We start from the raw sequence: 15,637 nt of genomic DNA, 5'->3' as shown, positions 1-15,637 counted from the left end.
GGCTCGCGATCATGATGTCGTTTTCTCGCGAGTCACCCGGTCCGTGCCCTGGTTACGGTGGGGGCATGCACGAGGACTTCGAGAGCTGCGTCCGGGCGGTGCACTCCCGCGACGCCCGCTTCGACGGCTGGTTCTTCACCGCGGTGACCAGTACCCGCATCTACTGCCGCCCGAGCTGCCCGGTGCCGCCGCCGCAGGTGCGGCACATGACCTTCCTGCCCAGCGCGGCCGCCGCCCAGCAGGCCGGATTCCGGGCCTGCAAACGGTGCCGCCCCGACGCCAGCCCCGGCTCGCCGCAGTGGAACGCCCGCGCCGACCTGGTCGGCCGTGCCGTCCGGCTCATCGCCGACGGGGTCGTCGACCGGGAGGGTGTGCCCGGCCTGGCCGGCCGGCTCGGCTACAGCACCCGGCAGGTACAACGGCACGTGCAGGCCGAACTCGGCGCGGGGCCGCTCGCGGTCGCCCGCGCGCAGCGTGCCCAGGCGGCCCGCACCCTGATCGAGACCAGCACCCTGCCGATGGGCGACATCGCGTTCGCGGCCGGCTTCGGCAGCATCCGCAGCTTCAACGACACGGTCCGCGAGGTCTTCGGCCTGACCCCCGGCGAGCTGCGGGAACGCGTCAGCCGCGGCGCACGGGCGCAGGTCGCGCCGGGCACCGTCACGGTCCGCCTGCCCTACCGGGCCCCGCTGGCCGCTGAGCAGCTGTTCGCGCAGCTCGCCGCGGATGCGCTGCCCGGCGTCGAGCAATGGCGCGACGGCACCCTGCGGCGCACCCTACGGCTGCCGCACGGCACCGGCATCGTCGAGCTGCGCCCGGCCGCCGGGCACGTCGATTGCCGGCTGGTCCTGGCCGACCTGCGCGACCTCGGCAGCGCCGTCCACCGGTGCCGGTGGCTGCTCGACCTCGACGCCGACCCGGTCGCCGTGGACGCCGCGCTCGCCGCCGACCCGCTGCTCGCCCCGCTGGTCGCGGCCGTGCCGGGGCGGCGGGTGCCGCGCGCCGTGGACGGGGTCGAGCTGGCGGTGCGCGCGGTGCTGGGCCCGGCCGCGGCCGCGCGGCTGGCGATGGCGTACGGCGACCCGGTCACCGACCCCGACGGCGCGCTCACCCGGGTGTTCCCCGACCTGTCCGCCCTGGCCGGAGCCGACCCGGCGGTGCTCGACGTGGAAGCCCCGGTCGCGCAGGCGTTCGCCGCGCTCGTCGGCGCGGTGGCTTCGGGCAGGCTGGACCTCGGGGTCGGCGCGGACTGGGTGGAGGCCCGGCAGCGGCTGCGGGACCTGCCCGGACTGGACGAGTCCACCGTGGAGCACATCGCCATGCGCGCGCTCGGCGACCCCGACGCCTGGCCCGGCGACGGGGAACCGGCGCAGCGGTGGCGGCCCTGGCGGGCGTACGCCTTCGGACACCTCGCCGGGTGACGGTCCGGTGGCTTGCCGGGCGGCACGGCTCGCGTTACGGTGCGCCGATGCGAGCAACATCGATCAGCCGCGGCACCGCCGGGATGCTCAGCGCCGCACTGCTGGCCCTGGTGCTGGCCTACCTCTACGGGGCCGTCGCCTACCTCGTCACCGACGCCGCGTACTTCCCCGAGCAGTCCCCGCCCGGCTGGTCCTGGCCGGCGGTCCTGGTGACCATGTTCGGGTTCGTGCCCGCCGCGGTCATCCTGCTGTTCGCGTGGCGCGCCTGGCGCTCACCGCAGGTCCAGGCCGACGTGTTCACCCGCCGGCTGCTCGCCGTCGCCGGGGTGGCGGCCGCCCTGATGCTGCTGGTGATGGCCACCCCGCCCGGCTGGGAGCTGTTCGACTGGTACGTCAGCTGACCGGCTGCTGCTCCGGCTCCGAGCGGCGCACCGTGCGCTGCTCGGCCCACTGCGACGTCTCGGCGGCGACCAGGCTCTCCACGTTCTCGACGAGCAGTGTTTCCGCGCGCTCGCCGTCGTAGGGGACCGCGCCCGCGCTCCACACCACGGCCTCGCGCTGCATCGCGACCAGCGTGGCGCTGGCCCGGACCCAGCTCTCGCCCGGCCGGATCAGCTGCCGCAGCCCCGCCAGCACCGCGACCGCCGCGCCGAGCACCGCGGTGACCGCGGTCGACGCGCCGAGCGCGGCCGCGGCGGGGATGCTCGCGGCGACCACGACGGTCACGCCCTCCAGGGTGTAGTTCGTGATCCGCTGGCGGGTCACCTGCTTTGCGTACCACAGCAGGCGCTCCTGCACGCTCATCGGCAGCTGTGCGCCGCCGGGTGAGGTGAGCCGCTGCCACCAGATGCTCTGCGCCGTGCCGTCCGCCATCGCGTCCTCCTGAAAGTCCCGATGATGGTGGCACGCAACGTGTTCCGGGACCAGACGCGATGGAACTACCTGACACACCCGACGGTCACAGGGGCGGTCCGACCGACTGCACCTCGGCGAACCAGTCCCCGGCCAGACGGTCCGGCACGACGGTGATGGTGACCTTGGTGCCGCGGGCTATGCCGGGGTCCGGTTCACCGTAAGCCGGGTGGTACAGGCCCGCGTCGTCCTGTTCGTAGTCCCAGAAGTCCAGCGTGCCCACCACCCTGCCGTCGACGTGGATGTGCAGCCGTCCCGGTGTCTGGGCGCGCGCATCGACCGCGAGCGGCCCGAGCCAGACCAGCTCGACGCTCTCGGCGCCGGGCCGCAGCAGCACGGTGTTGGTCCGCCGCTCGTAGAGCGGCTCCAGGGCGGGCAGTTCGGCCGGCGGGGCGGGTAGCGGGTAGCCGTCGAAGGGCACGGGCTGACCGATACCGACCACGAGCGTGCCCGACTGCGGCATCGGCGCAGGCCGGCAGACCAATTCGACCATCTGTCCGCGCCTGGTCTGCCGGTTGAGGCAGACGCCGCTGACCCGTGCCTCGACGACCGCCGCCCGGCCGGCCTCGGCCCTCAGGTCGAACCAGTCCACCCGCAGACCCATCCGCCGGGAGTCGTCACACGTGGCGGAACGGTACTGCTCGCCGTTCACGCTCACCGAGACGTGCACCGAGGAGCCCGGCAGGTCGTGGAAGCACTCGACGAAGATGTCCAGGTCCTGACCAGACTCCGGGGTCCAGGTCACGGTCACTACCTCGCTGCGGGTCAACCCGCCCGCGGTGGCGGCGAGCACCCGGCGGCCGTCGAGGAAGCGCGGTCCCGGCCGCTCCGAGGTCGCGGGGTCGGGCAGGGAGCGGCTGCGCAGGTGCGGCGCGACGGCGTACCCGGCGATGGCGGCCAGGACCACGACACACGCTGCGGCGACCGCCGCGATGCGGTTGCGGCGGCGCTGCGCGATCCGGCCGTGCACGGCGGCCAGCCGCTCGTTGCCGGCCGGGGCGTCCTCGGCCTCGGGGTGCGGCAGTTCCCGCAGGCTGGGGTCCAGGCGCAGCCGGGCCAGGCCCTTGGCCGCATGGCTCTTCACCGCGCCGGGGGAGATGTGCAGGAGCTGCGCGATGTCGGCCTCGCTGAGATCCTCGAAGTAGCGCAGCACCAGCACCGTGCGCTGCTGGCGGGACAGCCGCGACAGCGCCCGCCACACCTGGTCGCGCTCGTCGACGGCCGCCTGCGGGGCGGCCCCGGCGCGCTCGGGCAGCAGGTCGGTGGGGCGCTCACCGTTCCAGCGCCGCCGCCACCAGGAGTTGTACGTGTTCAGCAGCACCTGCCGCACGTACGGCTCCGGGTTGCCGTCCAGCCTCCGCCACGCCGACCACGAGCGGGCCAGCGCGGTCTGCAGCAGGTCCTCGGCCAGCCCGTGGTCTCCGGTGAGCAGGTGCGCGACGCGCAGCAGGTGCCGCGATCGCGCCGTCACGAACTCGTCGAACTCCGCCGTCTCGGCCATCCCCGCTCCCGTCGCCGTCGTCAGGAACCTCTACCGGGTGGACCGGGGAACCGGTTGCCCCTCTCCGGGCTGGTTGCGACGTGCCCATCGACAGCGCCATAATTCTGTACATGACGACCACGCTGCCACTCGCCGAGGTACGAGACCGCCTGTCACCGCTCGTCAACTCCGTGGAGACAACCCATGAAAGGATTGTGATCACGAAGAACGGGCGACCCGCGGCGGTGCTCATCTCATACGACGATCTTGAATCTCTGCAGGAGACGCTGGAGATCCTCTCTGAACCAGGCATCGCAGCGGAGATCAGGGATGCGCTCGTGGACCCGGAGCGGTTCAGCATCGACGACATCCGGCGCGATCTCGAAGCCCGCAGCTCGCGGACCGGGGCCGGGGAGTGACGTATCGCGTCGAGTTCACAGCGGCGGCGCGACGAGACATGGCCAAGCTGCCGGAGAGGATCGCCTGGGCCGTGCTCGAATTCTGCGCCGGCCCACTCGCCGAGAATCCGCACCGTGTCGGCAAGCCGCTGATCGCGGAGCTGGCCGGACTGCACTCCGCGAGACGGGGCGAGTACCGGATCATTTACGCGATCCATGACGAGCGCGTGGTGGTGGAGGTGGCCAACGTGCAGCGACGATCCACCGTCTACCGCAGCCGGTGATCCGCCCAACGGGACGTGCCCGATACCCGGGTCGGGGGAGTGGGCACGTCCCGTCTCGGTGACGGCTAGCTCGGCTGCTCTTCGAGGTCGAGGCAGATGCTGTTGATGCAGTAGCGGGCGTCCTTGGCGGTGAAGCCCTCACCGTCGAACCGGTGCCCCAGGTGCGAGTCGCAATTGGCGCAGCGCACCTCGACCCGCACCATGCCCAGCGACCGGTCCTCGATGTAGCGGATGGTCCCCGGAATGGCCTCGTCGAACGACGGCCATCCGCAGTGGCTGTCGAACTTGGTCACACTGTCGAACAGCGCGACGCCGCACGCCCGGCAGCGGTAGGTGCCCGGGGTCTTGGTCTCCACGTACTTGCCGCTCCACGGGGCCTCGGTGCCCGCCTGGCGAAGCACCCGGAACTCCTCGGGGTTGAGGCGCACGCGCCACTCGTCCTCGCTCAACCGGCTCACGTTCTGCTCCATGCCTCGACCGTACGCGGTAGCGTCGGGCCATGCCCAAGGCCCCAGCGCTCGAGTACGAGGTCGGTAACCGTTCCGTAAGACTCAGCAGCCCGGACAAGATCTATTTCCCGGACCGCGGCTTCACGAAGCAGGACGTCTTCGAGTACTACCTCGCCGTGTCCGAGCCCATGCTGCGGTACATGCGCGACCGGCCCACCATGCTGCAGCGCTTCCCGGACGGGCTCGACGGGGAGATGTTCTTCCAGAAGCGGGTGCCGACCCGGGGCGTCCCGGACTGGATCACCACCGCGGAGATCAAGTTCCCGAGCGGGCGCAAGGCCGACGAGCTGTGCCCGAAGGAGCCCGCCGCCCTGCTGTGGGCCGCGCAGATGGGCACCATCGTGTACCACCCGTGGCCGGTCCGCGCACCCGCCACCGAGAACCCCGACGAGCTGCGCATCGACCTCGACCCGCAGCCCGGCACCGACTTCGCCGACGCGGTGAAGGTCGCCGGGCTGGCCCGTACGGTGCTCGACGACGCGGGCCTGGTCGGTCACCCGAAGACCTCCGGTGGGCGGGGTATCCACATCTACGTGCGGATCAAGCCGGACTGGTCGTTCGTCGAGGCGCGCCGGGCGGCGATCGCGTTCGCCCGCGAGCTGGAGCGGCGCGACCCGAAGCTGATCACCACGGCGTGGTGGAAGGAGGAGCGTGGCGAGCAGGTCTTCATCGACTACAACCAGATGGCCCGCGACCGCACCATCGCCGCGCCGTACTCGCTGCGCGCCAACCCCCGGGCGACCGTCAGCACCCCGGTCACCTGGGACGAGCTGACCCAGGTCGAGCCGAACGACTTCGACCTGCGCACCGTGCCGGCCCGGCTGGCCGAGGTCGGCGACCTCTACGCGGGTATGGACGACGTGCGGCACGATCTCGGCACGTTGCTGGAGTGGTGGGACCGCGACGAGCGCGACCGCAAGCTCGGCGAGATGCCGTACCCGCCGGACTACCCGAAGATGCCGGGCGAGCCGATGCGGGTGCAGCCCAGCCGGGCCAAGGACCCCGTCGAACAGGCCGACGGCTGACCAGGCCGCGCCGCGCCGCGCTCATGATCGCTCGACTTGCCAGGCACCTGGGGGAAAACGCGCTCAAGATACGCACAGGTGCCGGGCAAGTCCGACGATCATGAGCGGCGGCGCGGTCTCAGGCGGGCAGGCCCAGCTCGGCCGCGCGCATGCCGGCCTGGAACCGTGAGTCGGCCTCCAGTTTGATCACGCCGTCGACCAGGGTCTGCGCGGTCGTCACCGTGTATTCGCGGCCCGCCGGGGTCTCCCGGCCGGCGAGGATCATGACCCGCGTGCCGAACTTCCCGCTCGGCGGCGGTGCCCGCCCCCTCGACGCGGACCGGCTGGACGCCGTCGCGGCCCGCTTGGGCGTGACGACGGCGCAGGTCGCGATCGCCGCACTGCTGGCGACCTCACCGTCGGTGCTGGCGATCCCGGGCACCGGTTCGCTCGATCACCTGGCGGAGAACCTCGCGGCCGACCGCCTCGACCTCACCGACCAGGACCTTGCCGACCTGCGGAGCTGACCGGCAGCGTCCGTGGACAGCCCTTCGTCGTCATCGCGGCGAATAGCCGTGCACACGACGAGGCCCCGCCATCGATGACGCGTGGCGGGGCCCCGTCGTGCTGCCACGGGTTCACTGCGGTGGGCACACCGTGCCCGGCGGCGGCACCACCAGGTTGATCAGGAAGTCGTTGACGTGCTTGTTGATGCAGCGCGTCTCCGGGTAGGCGGTGTGGCCCTCGCCGTCCCAGGTGAGCACGACGCCCACGCCGAGCATGTCGGCGAGCTTCTGGGTCTGCTCGTACGGCGTGGCCGGGTCGCCCTTGGTGCCCACCACCAGGATCGGCGGCGCCCCTTCGGCCTTGCCGGTCGGGTACGGCTCGCGCTTGGCGGGCCAGACCGAGCAGGTCATCATGCCCACCGCCAGCGGCGCGCCGAACAGCGGGTACTTCTGCCGCCACTCCGACTGCAGCCGCCGGATCTCCTCCACGCTCGCCGGTTTGGCGTCGTCGGCGCAGTTCACCGCGGCGTTCGCGTCGAACAGGTTGGTGTACTCGCCGTTGGCGTCGCGGTCGGCGTACGAGTCGGCCAGCGCGAAGATCGCCTCGGACTTGCCGTCCTGCAGGTCGGCCAGGGCCTGGCCCAGGTCGGGCCAGCGGGCCTGGGTGTACAGCGACGACACCACGCCCCAGAAGATCCAGCCGGCGGTGGCCTTGCGGCCGTCGGGATTGCCGACCGGGTTGGTGTCGGCCTCCTGCATGAGCTTCTCCACGACCGCGCGGGCGTCGCCGTCGATCGGGCACTGGTTCTTGTTCTTGGCGCACCAGGCGGCGAAGTTGTCGAACGCGCGCTCGAAGCCCATCGCCTGGCTCTCCGAGGACTGGATCGACGTCTGCAGCGGGTCGACCGCGCCGTCGAGCACCATGGCCCGGATCTCCTTCGGGTACAGCTGCGCGTACACCGCGCCGAGCAGCGTGCCGTAGGAGTAGCCGAGGTAGTTCATCTTGCCCTCGCCCAGCGACAGGCGGATCGCCTCCATGTCCCGGGCCGCCTGCACGGTGGCGAACAGGCCGAGCCGGTCGCCGTACTTGGCCTTGCAGCCGTCGGCCATCTTCTTGGTCAGCGCGAGCGCCTCGTCGAACTCGTCCTGCGTCACCGGGTCGGGCTGGCTGGCGAAGGTGGCGTCCAGGTCGGCGTCGGTGTAGCAGTCGACCGGGGTGGACCGGCCGACGCCGCGCGGGTCGAAACCGACGATGTCGAAGCGCCGGGTGATCTCCGCGGGCAGGCCCAGGGTCAGGTACGCCGCGAGGTCGACGCCGGACGCGCCCGGGCCGCCGGGGTTGACCATCAGCGCGCCGATGCGGTCGCGCTGGTCGGTGGCCCGCGCCCGCATGACCTCGATGTCGAAGGTCTGGCCGTCGTCGGGCTTGTTCCAGTCCTGCGGCACCTTCACCGTCTTGCATTCGAAGGTGTAGCCGGACGGCGCCTTGCCCAGCAGGTCCGCGGCGATCTCCGGACACAGCCGCCAGCCCGGTTCGGGGCTGACGGCCGCGGCCTCCGGGCGGCCGCCGAAGTCGGGCAGCGGCAGTATGCAGCCGCTGGTCGTCAGTGCCGATGTCAGCAGCGCGACGGCGGTGCCCGCCACCCTCTTATTGAGCCTGAGTCGCACGAGCGTGTTCACTCCCCCCGGAACGGATCCGCCCGAGCCTACGGGGTACGCAGTACCTCGTCGACGTTGAGGCTGATAGGACGGTCGAGTTGGTCATAGGTGCAGGACCGGGGGTCGCGGTCCGGCCGCCAGCGCTTGAACTGGGCGGTATGCCGGAAGCGGTCGCCCTCCATCGCGTCGTAGCCGACCTCGACCACGAGTTCGGGGCGTAGCGGTTCGAAGCCAAGGTCCTTCCCCCCACTCCATCGGCTGGGCGCACCCGGCACGCGCTGGCCCTCCGTCGCCGACCCCCACGTGTGCTCGCCGGGGTTGCGGTAGGGAGCCAGTTCGTCCAGCAGCTCGGCTCGGCGTGCCGCGGTGAACGCCGAACTCGCGCCGACGTGGTGCAGGACGCCGCTGTCGTCGTACAGGCCGAGCAGCAGTGATCCGACCACCGGCCCGGAGGTGTGGTACCGGAAGCCGGCCACCACCACGTCCGCGGTACGCGAATGCTTGATCTTGAACATGAGCCGCTTACCGGGGGAGTAGGGCATGTCGGCGGGCTTGGCGATGAGACCGTCCAGGCCCGCCCCTTCGAACTCGGTGAACCACGTGCGGGCCGTGTCCGCGTCGGTGGTGACCGGGGTCAGGTGCACGGGCGGCTCGACGTGGGCGAGGGCCTGTGCCAGCAGGGCGCGGCGCTGGGCGTACGGCTGGTCCATCAGCGACCGGTCGTCCAGCGCCAGCAGGTCGAACGCGATGACGTCGGCGGGGGTCTCCACGGACAGCTTGTTCACCCGGGAGGCCGCCGGGTGGATGCGCTGGTTGAGCATGTCGAAGTCGAGGCGGGGGATGCGGTCGGCGTCGCGGCGGATGCAGACCAGCTCGCAGTCGATCACCGAGCGGGCCGGGAACTGCTTCAGCGCCAGATTCACGACCTCGGGAAAGTATCGCGTCAGCGTCTTACCGCCCCGGCTGGCCAGCTCGACCTCGTCACCGTCACGGAAGACGATGCAGCGATACCCGTCCCATTTGGGCTCGAACGTCATACCCGGCTCATCGGGAATCTTCGACACCGGCTTGGCCAGCATCGGCTCCACAGGGGGGTTAACCGGCAAATCCATACCCCCAGTCAACCAGCAAACCGCCCACCCCGCGCCGAACCTCCTGGTTGATCATGAACCTGTGGCACGGCTCGGCGGCGTGTCGTGTCCACAACTTCATGATCACGCAATGCGCGGCGTTCAGTCAGTCCGCCCGTCCGGTGCGACCGGGTTGAGGCTCGCCTGCTCCTGCTCGAACCGGAACTCGCGGATGAAGCAGTCCCGGGGCTGGCCCACCGCGAACAGCACACAGTCGGCGACCGAGCGCGCGGTGAGCATCGAGTCCGCGGTGCGCGGCCCGTCCTGCACGAAGTCCGGCGGGTACAGCGAGATCACCCGGATGCCTTCGGGGCGCAGCCGGTACGACAGGATGTCGGCCAGCCCGGCCTGCGCGTGTTTCGCCGCGTAGAAGGCGGGGTGGGCGGTCGAGCGGTGGTGGCCGGTCTCGCCGCAGCCGGAGACCAGGTTGACGATGTCGGGACGCGACGAGGCCCGCAACAGCGGCAGCAGATGCTTGACCAGCAACGTGGTGCCGGTAGCCGCGCCGGCGATCATGGACACGATGGCGTCGTCGGGAACGTCTTCCAGGCCGGGGCCGTCCGCGTACGCCGCCGCGTTGTTGACGAGCAGGTCGAGGTGCCCGGTTCGCGCGGTGAGGCCGGCGGCGAACCCGCGTACCGACGCGGGGTCGGCAAGGTCGCATCGGTACGCCTCGGCGCTGCCGGGCCCCTCGCGGTTGATCAGGTCGGCGGTCGCCGCGGCGGCGGCCTCGTTCCGGGCGGACAGGTACACGTGCGCGCCCCGCGCCGCGAACTCGCGGGCGAGCAGCCGCCCGGTGTCCCGCCCCGCGCCCGTTACCGCCACCCGCAGCCCTTCGAAGGTCATCATGCCGAGATCCCACCACCTCCACCGCGCTTGAGGTCAACCGAGCGCCCCCAGTCGGTGATCACGGCGGCAGGTAGGGACACGCCGTCGAACACGTCCCCAAGTTCATGATCAACGCGGCGGTGGTAGGGCGGGGGCTGCAACAAACCTGCACATGGGAGGGGTTGCGGGGAGGGAAAGCGCTTTCCTATGCTCGCGGAACGAACGTCGAGTTGCATCGATGTTTCGATCTCTTGACGTCCCGATCTCGCGGAAGGAAGGCGCATGAAGGTACGTTCCCGGCTCGCCACCGCCGCGGTGGCTGCCACGGTGGCGGCGGCGTTGCTGTACGCGGGCACCGCCAACGCCGCCACCCTGTTCAACGACGACTTCGACGACGGCAACTCCTCCGGCTGGACCACGTCCGGCGGGACCTGGTCCGTCACCACCGACGGCACGCCCGTGCTGCGGCAGACGGGCACGAGTTCCGACGCCCGGGCCCGAGCCGGTTCGACGGCCTGGGCGAACTACACGGTCACGGCGCGGGTGAAGCTGACCGCGGTCAACGGCTCGAACCGGTTCGCCGCGCTGCTGGCCCGGGCGCAGTCGAACACCAGCTACTACTACCTGGCGCTGCGCACCAACCACACGGTGGAGCTGAAGAAGCTGGTCGGTGGGTCGTCCACGACCCTGGCCAGCGCTGCGGTCACCGTCACCACCGGGTCCTGGTACACGCTGAGTCTCACGGTCAGCGGGACCAGCCTGCAGGGCAGCGTGAACGGCGGGGCGTCGGTGTCCGCGACGGACGCGCAGTTCGCCACCGGGCAGATCGGCGTGGCCACCTACAACGCGGCCGCGAACTTCGACGACGTGCTCGTCGCCGACGCGGGCGGGCCGTCGCCGAGCCCGAGCGCTTCCAGCGGCCCGAGCGCGAGCCCGCGGCCCAGCAGCAGCCCCAGTGTGAGCCCGAGTCCGAGCCCCAGCCCGAGCGGACCGCCGCCGAATCCGCCGGGGCCGGGGCAGCCGGACGGGTTCGCCACCGTCGCCGGATACGGCCAGGCCACCACCACGGGCGGGGCAGGCGGCCCGACCGTCACCGTGGACACGACCGAGGAGTTCCTCGACTACATCGCGCGCACCGGGCCGTACACGATCCAGGTGTCCGGCACGATCACGCTGCCGACCGGCACCAGCGACGGCATGCACAACGTGACCTCGGACAAGACGATCGTCGGGCTCGGCTCGACCGCGCGCCTGGTCGGCGGCGGGCTGAACATCGGCCTGCCGATCAGCGACGCGGTGACCTCACCGCCCGCGAACGCCGTGCACAACGTCATCATCCGGAACCTGTCGATCAGCGGCGCGTCCGACGACCTGATCAACGTCCAGATGTTCTCGCACCACATCTGGATCGACCACAACGACCTGTCCGACGGCGGCGACGGCGCGCTCGACATCAAGCGCGGCTCCGACCTGCTCACGGTGTCCTGGAACAGGTTCCACGACCACGACAAGACGACCCTGGTCGGCCACGACGACGCCAACGGCGCGCAGGACACCGGCCGGCTGCGGGTCACCTACCACCACAACTTCTTCGACCGCTCCGACCAGCGCAACCCGCGGGTGCGCTTCTCGCCGCTGGTGCACGTCTACAACAACTACTACTTCGACAACAGCTACGGCATCGCGTCGACCAACGAGTCCGGCCTGTTCGTGGAAGGCAACTACTTCTACAGCGTCAACAACCCGGGCCGGGTCGAGTTCAGCGGGCCGCTGGGCCGCATGGTCGAGCGCAACAACATCCTCGTCGAGTGCAACCACCCCATCGAGGTGCGCGGCACCGTCACCGACCCGGCGACGTACTACCCGTACACCGTGGACGACCCGGCGACCGTGCCGGCGATCGTCCCGGCGGGCGCGGGCGTCGGAAAGATCTGAGGGGGTACGCCATGAGCGAGAGCGCAGCTCCTCGGGGGCTGAGTGCGGCGCGCCGGGCCTGGGTCGCCACGGCCGTGCTCGCCGCGACGGTGGCGGTCAGCGCCGTCGCGGTCAGCCGGGCCGACGCGGCCGTCCTGTTCGGCGACGACTTCGCCGACGGCAACGCGAGCGGCTGGTCGACCTCGGGCGGCAGCTGGTCGGTGTCCGGGCAGGCTTACCGCCAGTCGAGCACCGGCGCGGACGCGAAGGCCCAGGCGGGTTCGACATCCTGGACCGACTACACGGTGCAGGCCAGGGTGCAGCCGACGGCGTTCGGCAACAGCACCCGGGCGGCCGGGGTCGTCGCCCGCGCCCAGAACATGACCAGCTTCTACGCCCTGGTGCTGACCGGCGGCGGCACGGCGCAACTGCGCCGCGTCTCCGGCGGCGGCGTGACGACGCTGGCCAGCGCGCCGGTGCCGGTCGCCACGGGCAGCTGGTACACGCTCGCACTGCGGGTCAGCGGCTCGTCGCTGTCGGGCGCGGTCAATGGCACGACGCTGGTCAGCGCGACCGACGGCACCTTCGCGGGCGGCCGGGTCGGGCTGACGGCGTCGTACGCGAGCGCGTACTTCGACGACGTGACCGTGGACAGCGGCACCGGCCCGCAGCCGAGCCCCAGCGCCAGCGCCAGTCCCGGGCCGTCGCCCTCGGCGAGCCCGAGCGCGTCCCCGTCGGCGAGCGCGTCGCCGAGTCCGAGCAGCAGCCCGAGTCCGAGCGCGTCGCCGTCGCGGCCGCCGAGCCCGTCGCCCAGCACCAGCCCGGGGCCGGTGCCGCCGAACCAGGCCGACGGCTTCGCGAGCGTGAACGCGCTCGGCCAGAACGGCACCTACGGTGGCGTGGGCGGGCCGACGGTCGTGGTCGACACGACCGCGGAGCTGCTGGCCGCCATCGACACCATCGGGCCGATGATCATCCAGGTGCAGGGCACGATCACGATCGACAGCAAGCGGGGAGTACGCCCGAACAAGACGATCGTCGGGCTCGGCTCCAACGCGACGATCAACGGGGGCGGGTTCGACTTCTACCGCTCGTACAACGTGATCGTCAGGAACCTGACCTTCATCAATGCCGAGGACGACGCGGTCAACGTGGGCCAGAACTCGCACCACGTCTGGATCGACCACAACCGCTTCGTCGCGCCGGTCGACGGCTCCATCGACATCGTGCGCGGCGCGGAGTACGTCACCGTGTCCTGGAACCACTTCGACCACACCGACAAGTCGATGCTGATCGGCCACTCCGACGGCAGCGCCAGCGAGGACGTGGGCCACCTGAAGGTGACCATCCACCACAACTTCTTCGACCACAGCCGCCAGCGCCACCCCCGGGTGCGCTGGGGCGACCCGGTGCACGTCTACAACAACTACTTCCTGGGCAACGAGCTGTACGGCGTCGCGTCCACCCAGGACGGCGGGGTACTCCTGGAGGGCAACTACTTCCAGGACGTGCCGTTCCCGTGCTTCTCCGCGAGCGGGTACGCCGACAGCGGCCCCGGCCGCCTCGTCCAGCGCAACAACATATTCACCGGCTCCGGCCCCTGCGAGGTCTCCGGCACCGTGGCCGACCCGGGTGCCTATTACGCCTACGCCGTCGCCAACCCGTCCACCGTTCCGGCAGCGGTCATCGCCGGCGCGGGACCCAGCTGATCCGGTCGAGGGGGCGGGTCGGCGTCCGCCCCCTCGCGGTTCGACGTCGTATCGGTGGCGGGCGGGTTCGCCGCAGGGCGCGAGCCACGGGACCGCGCCCGCCACCTCACCTGCCGGCGGTCGGCAGGAGTTTCGTGCCGTCAGGCGGAGTCGGGCTCGGGCGGCCAGTCGGCATAGTGCGCCAGTAGTTGTGCCCCATGGACGCGCCGCTCGCAAGGGTGACTGCGGCCGCAATGGCAGCAGCAGCCGCTCAGGTCACGCCGGTGCGTGGCCAGCAGGTGTGCGCCGTAGCCGGCCTGAGCCTTGGCGTACCGCAGGAAGTCCGCTGCCGGGATCGGAGCATCCATGTCACTCCTTCGCTGGATTGACAGCAATCGTATCTGTGTCGTGAATGGACGCTCGTATGTACTAGGTCAATGAGGCTATGGCGATTGCCGGTGGTTGTCGTGGGCCACCGAGTAGGCCGCCGACACGTGGTAGGCCAGGCACGACCCATGGGGAGGAAGCTCCGATGACGGTTCCGGAGCCGCTCGGCGCGCTGATCACCCATCGCAGGCGGCAGCTCGGTCAGAGCCAGGAGCGGCTCGCCGAGCAGTTGTGCGCGTTGTCCGGGCGGGTGACGATCACGAAGAATGAGGTCTCACGGTACGAACGCGGTCGGCGCGTTCCGAACGCCAGGTCGCTGAAACTGCTCGCCGCCGCGCTCGGCCTACCCCTGGTCGACCTGGAGCGGGCGGCGGCAGGTGCGCGAAGCCGCGCGGTGACCCCCGCGGAACCGGTCGCCGCCGCCGTGGCCGACGCAGCCGAGCGCGAGGAGGGCGCCGTGGACAGGCGGGAGATGCTTCGTCAGCTGGCTGCGGCGAGCCTCGTGGTCGCGGGCTGGCCGGTCGGCACCGCGCACGGCGTGGACCTGCCCGCGCGTGTCACCGCCGAGCACGTCGCCGAGTTGCGCGAGGCGACCGGCCTGTACCGGACCTGGGTGCGCCGCCACGGGGGCGGTGGGCTGGGCAGGCACGTCGCCGCCCTGCTGGAGAGGGCGAGCATGATGCACAGCGCCGCCCGTGACGGGGCTACCCGCACACTGCTGCTGGAATGCATCGCCGACCTGGCCGGCCTCGGGGCGTACGTCGCCCGTGACGTCGAACTGCACGACTACGCGGGACGGATGTACCAACTCGGCCTGCAGGCGGCGAACGCGTCCGGCGACCGGCACCTCGGCGGCCACCTGATCGTGCGCATGGCCGGGCACAACATCGAACTGCGCCGGCCGGAGGAGACCCTCGGACTGCTGTCCGCCGCGCGGCAGGCGGCCGCCGCCGTCCTGACTCCCGGCGAGCGGGCCAATCAGCACTGCATCGAGGCCTGGGCGAACGCTCAGCGCGGCGACGCGGCGGCGGTGCGGCGCGCGGTCGGGCAGGCCGAGGACGAGTTCGCGAGGAGCGACGGGACCGCCGCGCCGGAGTGGGGTGGGCAGCACGTGACGGAGGCGGAGCTCTACAGCCTGACCGGGGCGGGGTACGTCGACCTGGCCCGTACCGATGCCAGGCACTGCGCTCACGCCGTCGAGCGGTTGGAGCGCGCGATCGCCCTGCGCGGCGACGCCCACGCTCGCAACCGGACGCTCGACCTGCTGAGCCTCGCCGAAGCGCTGGCCATCGCGGGGGAGCCGGTCGAGGCCTCGCGCACCGCCGATCAGGCGCTCGGCCTGTTCGGCGGGATCACGTCAGGCCGCCTGCGTCGCCGGTTCGCCGAGACCGCGGCCACGTTCGGCGCCCACGGCGGACGCGCCGCCGAGGCCGAGACCGCGCGCCTGCGCCTGCTCTCGGCCTCGGCCGCCGGTAGCGCCTGACCGCACCCGTCGGCCAAATGCGTTGATCATGAAC

17 protein-coding genes are annotated in these 15,637 nt (G+C 71.4%); 9 read left to right on the top strand and 8 right to left on the bottom strand.

The genetic code is table 11. The features are described from left to right. Positions 1–65 precede the first annotated feature (65 nt). Complete coding sequence (locus AB0B35_RS13255) at positions 66–1,421, top strand: AlkA N-terminal domain-containing protein (RefSeq protein WP_361044541.1); 1,356 nt, start codon at positions 66–68, stop codon at positions 1,419–1,421. Between the two features lie 47 nt (positions 1,422–1,468). Continuing rightward, positions 1,469–1,822 (top strand): hypothetical protein, encoded by a 354-nt coding sequence (locus AB0B35_RS13250; protein WP_361044539.1) that lies wholly within the window; start codon positions 1,469–1,471, stop codon positions 1,820–1,822. Here the strand turns inward: AB0B35_RS13250 and AB0B35_RS13245 are convergent. After that, positions 1,815–2,294 (bottom strand): DUF4231 domain-containing protein, encoded by a 480-nt coding sequence (locus tag AB0B35_RS13245; RefSeq protein WP_361044537.1) that lies wholly within the window; start codon positions 2,292–2,294, stop codon positions 1,815–1,817. The two genes, AB0B35_RS13250 and AB0B35_RS13245, sit on opposite strands and share 8 nt — an antisense overlap. An 85-nt stretch (positions 2,295–2,379) precedes the next feature. Further along, a complete protein-coding gene (locus tag AB0B35_RS13240; protein WP_361044534.1) occupies positions 2,380–3,834 on the bottom strand; it encodes a SigE family RNA polymerase sigma factor in 1,455 nt (484 codons plus the stop codon). 110 nt (positions 3,835–3,944) lie between these two features. On the opposite strand from AB0B35_RS13240, the gene AB0B35_RS13235 reads away from it, so the two are divergent. Both AB0B35_RS13235 and AB0B35_RS13230 read left to right on the top strand, forming a co-directional pair. Continuing rightward, the gene (locus AB0B35_RS13235; RefSeq protein WP_361044532.1) at positions 3,945–4,232 is read left to right on the top strand and encodes a type II toxin-antitoxin system prevent-host-death family antitoxin; all 288 of its coding nucleotides are present in this window, start codon (positions 3,945–3,947) and stop codon (positions 4,230–4,232) included. Continuing rightward, a complete protein-coding gene (locus AB0B35_RS13230) occupies positions 4,229–4,495 on the top strand; it encodes a type II toxin-antitoxin system RelE/ParE family toxin (protein ID WP_361044529.1) in 267 nt (88 codons plus the stop codon). Before AB0B35_RS13235 ends, AB0B35_RS13230 begins: the two co-directional genes overlap by 4 nt. 65 nt (positions 4,496–4,560) lie before the next feature. Here the strand turns inward: AB0B35_RS13230 and msrB are convergent, their stop codons facing one another. Continuing rightward, the gene (msrB, locus tag AB0B35_RS13225) at positions 4,561–4,965 is read right to left on the bottom strand and encodes a peptide-methionine (R)-S-oxide reductase MsrB (RefSeq protein ID WP_361044527.1); all 405 of its coding nucleotides are present in this window, start codon (positions 4,963–4,965) and stop codon (positions 4,561–4,563) included. A 29-nt stretch (positions 4,966–4,994) separates the two neighbouring features. Between msrB and ligD the strand changes: the two genes are divergently transcribed. After that, on the top strand, positions 4,995–6,029 hold the full coding sequence (gene ligD, locus AB0B35_RS13220; RefSeq protein WP_361044525.1) for a non-homologous end-joining DNA ligase: 1,035 nt from the start codon (positions 4,995–4,997) through the stop codon (positions 6,027–6,029). A gap of 118 nt (positions 6,030–6,147) precedes the next feature. Here the strand turns inward: ligD and AB0B35_RS13215 are convergent, their stop codons facing one another. Beyond that, positions 6,148–6,294, bottom strand: a complete 147-nt coding sequence (locus AB0B35_RS13215) for a hypothetical protein (RefSeq protein WP_361044522.1) — start codon at positions 6,292–6,294, stop codon at positions 6,148–6,150. Between the two features lie 7 nt (positions 6,295–6,301). Between AB0B35_RS13215 and AB0B35_RS13210 the strand changes: the two genes are divergently transcribed. Beyond that, positions 6,302–6,535 (top strand): aldo/keto reductase, encoded by a 234-nt coding sequence (locus AB0B35_RS13210; RefSeq protein WP_361044520.1) that lies wholly within the window; start codon positions 6,302–6,304, stop codon positions 6,533–6,535. Between the two features lie 111 nt (positions 6,536–6,646). Here the strand turns inward: AB0B35_RS13210 and AB0B35_RS13205 are convergent, their stop codons facing one another. From AB0B35_RS13205 to AB0B35_RS13195, 3 genes are all read right to left on the bottom strand, one after another. Next, on the bottom strand, positions 6,647–8,158 hold the full coding sequence (locus tag AB0B35_RS13205; RefSeq protein WP_361044517.1) for an alpha/beta hydrolase: 1,512 nt from the start codon (positions 8,156–8,158) through the stop codon (positions 6,647–6,649). 62 nt (positions 8,159–8,220) lie between these two features. Further along, positions 8,221–9,285 (bottom strand): ATP-dependent DNA ligase, encoded by a 1,065-nt coding sequence (locus tag AB0B35_RS13200; protein WP_361044514.1) that lies wholly within the window; start codon positions 9,283–9,285, stop codon positions 8,221–8,223. A 120-nt stretch (positions 9,286–9,405) separates the two neighbouring features. Continuing rightward, a complete protein-coding gene (locus AB0B35_RS13195; protein WP_361044939.1) occupies positions 9,406–10,149 on the bottom strand; it encodes an SDR family oxidoreductase in 744 nt (247 codons plus the stop codon). 264 nt (positions 10,150–10,413) lie between these two features. Here AB0B35_RS13195 and AB0B35_RS13190 point away from each other — a divergent pair, with 264 nt between their 5' ends. Continuing rightward, positions 10,414–12,066, top strand: coding sequence for a family 16 glycoside hydrolase (locus AB0B35_RS13190; protein WP_361044512.1), 1,653 nt, complete (start codon positions 10,414–10,416; stop codon positions 12,064–12,066). A gap of 11 nt (positions 12,067–12,077) precedes the next feature. After that, positions 12,078–13,754: a pectate lyase gene (locus AB0B35_RS13185; protein ID WP_361044510.1), complete on the top strand. Its 1,677-nt coding sequence runs from the start codon at positions 12,078–12,080 to the stop codon at positions 13,752–13,754. A 140-nt stretch (positions 13,755–13,894) separates the two neighbouring features. Here AB0B35_RS13185 and AB0B35_RS13180 read toward each other — a convergent pair whose 3' ends face one another. Next, positions 13,895–14,101 (bottom strand): hypothetical protein, encoded by a 207-nt coding sequence (locus AB0B35_RS13180; protein ID WP_361044508.1) that lies wholly within the window; start codon positions 14,099–14,101, stop codon positions 13,895–13,897. Between the two features lie 164 nt (positions 14,102–14,265). On the opposite strand from AB0B35_RS13180, the gene AB0B35_RS13175 reads away from it, so the two are divergent. Further along, on the top strand, positions 14,266–15,603 hold the full coding sequence (locus tag AB0B35_RS13175; protein WP_361044505.1) for a helix-turn-helix transcriptional regulator: 1,338 nt from the start codon (positions 14,266–14,268) through the stop codon (positions 15,601–15,603). Positions 15,604–15,637: the final 34 nt, after the last annotated feature.

The sequence above is a fragment of the Catellatospora sp. NPDC049133 genome (assembly GCF_040648455.1).
Classification (GTDB): domain Bacteria; phylum Actinomycetota; class Actinomycetes; order Mycobacteriales; family Micromonosporaceae; genus Catellatospora; species Catellatospora aurea.
Note: the sequence above shows the minus strand (reverse complement) of the source record. Positions and strands in the feature narration are given on the sequence as shown.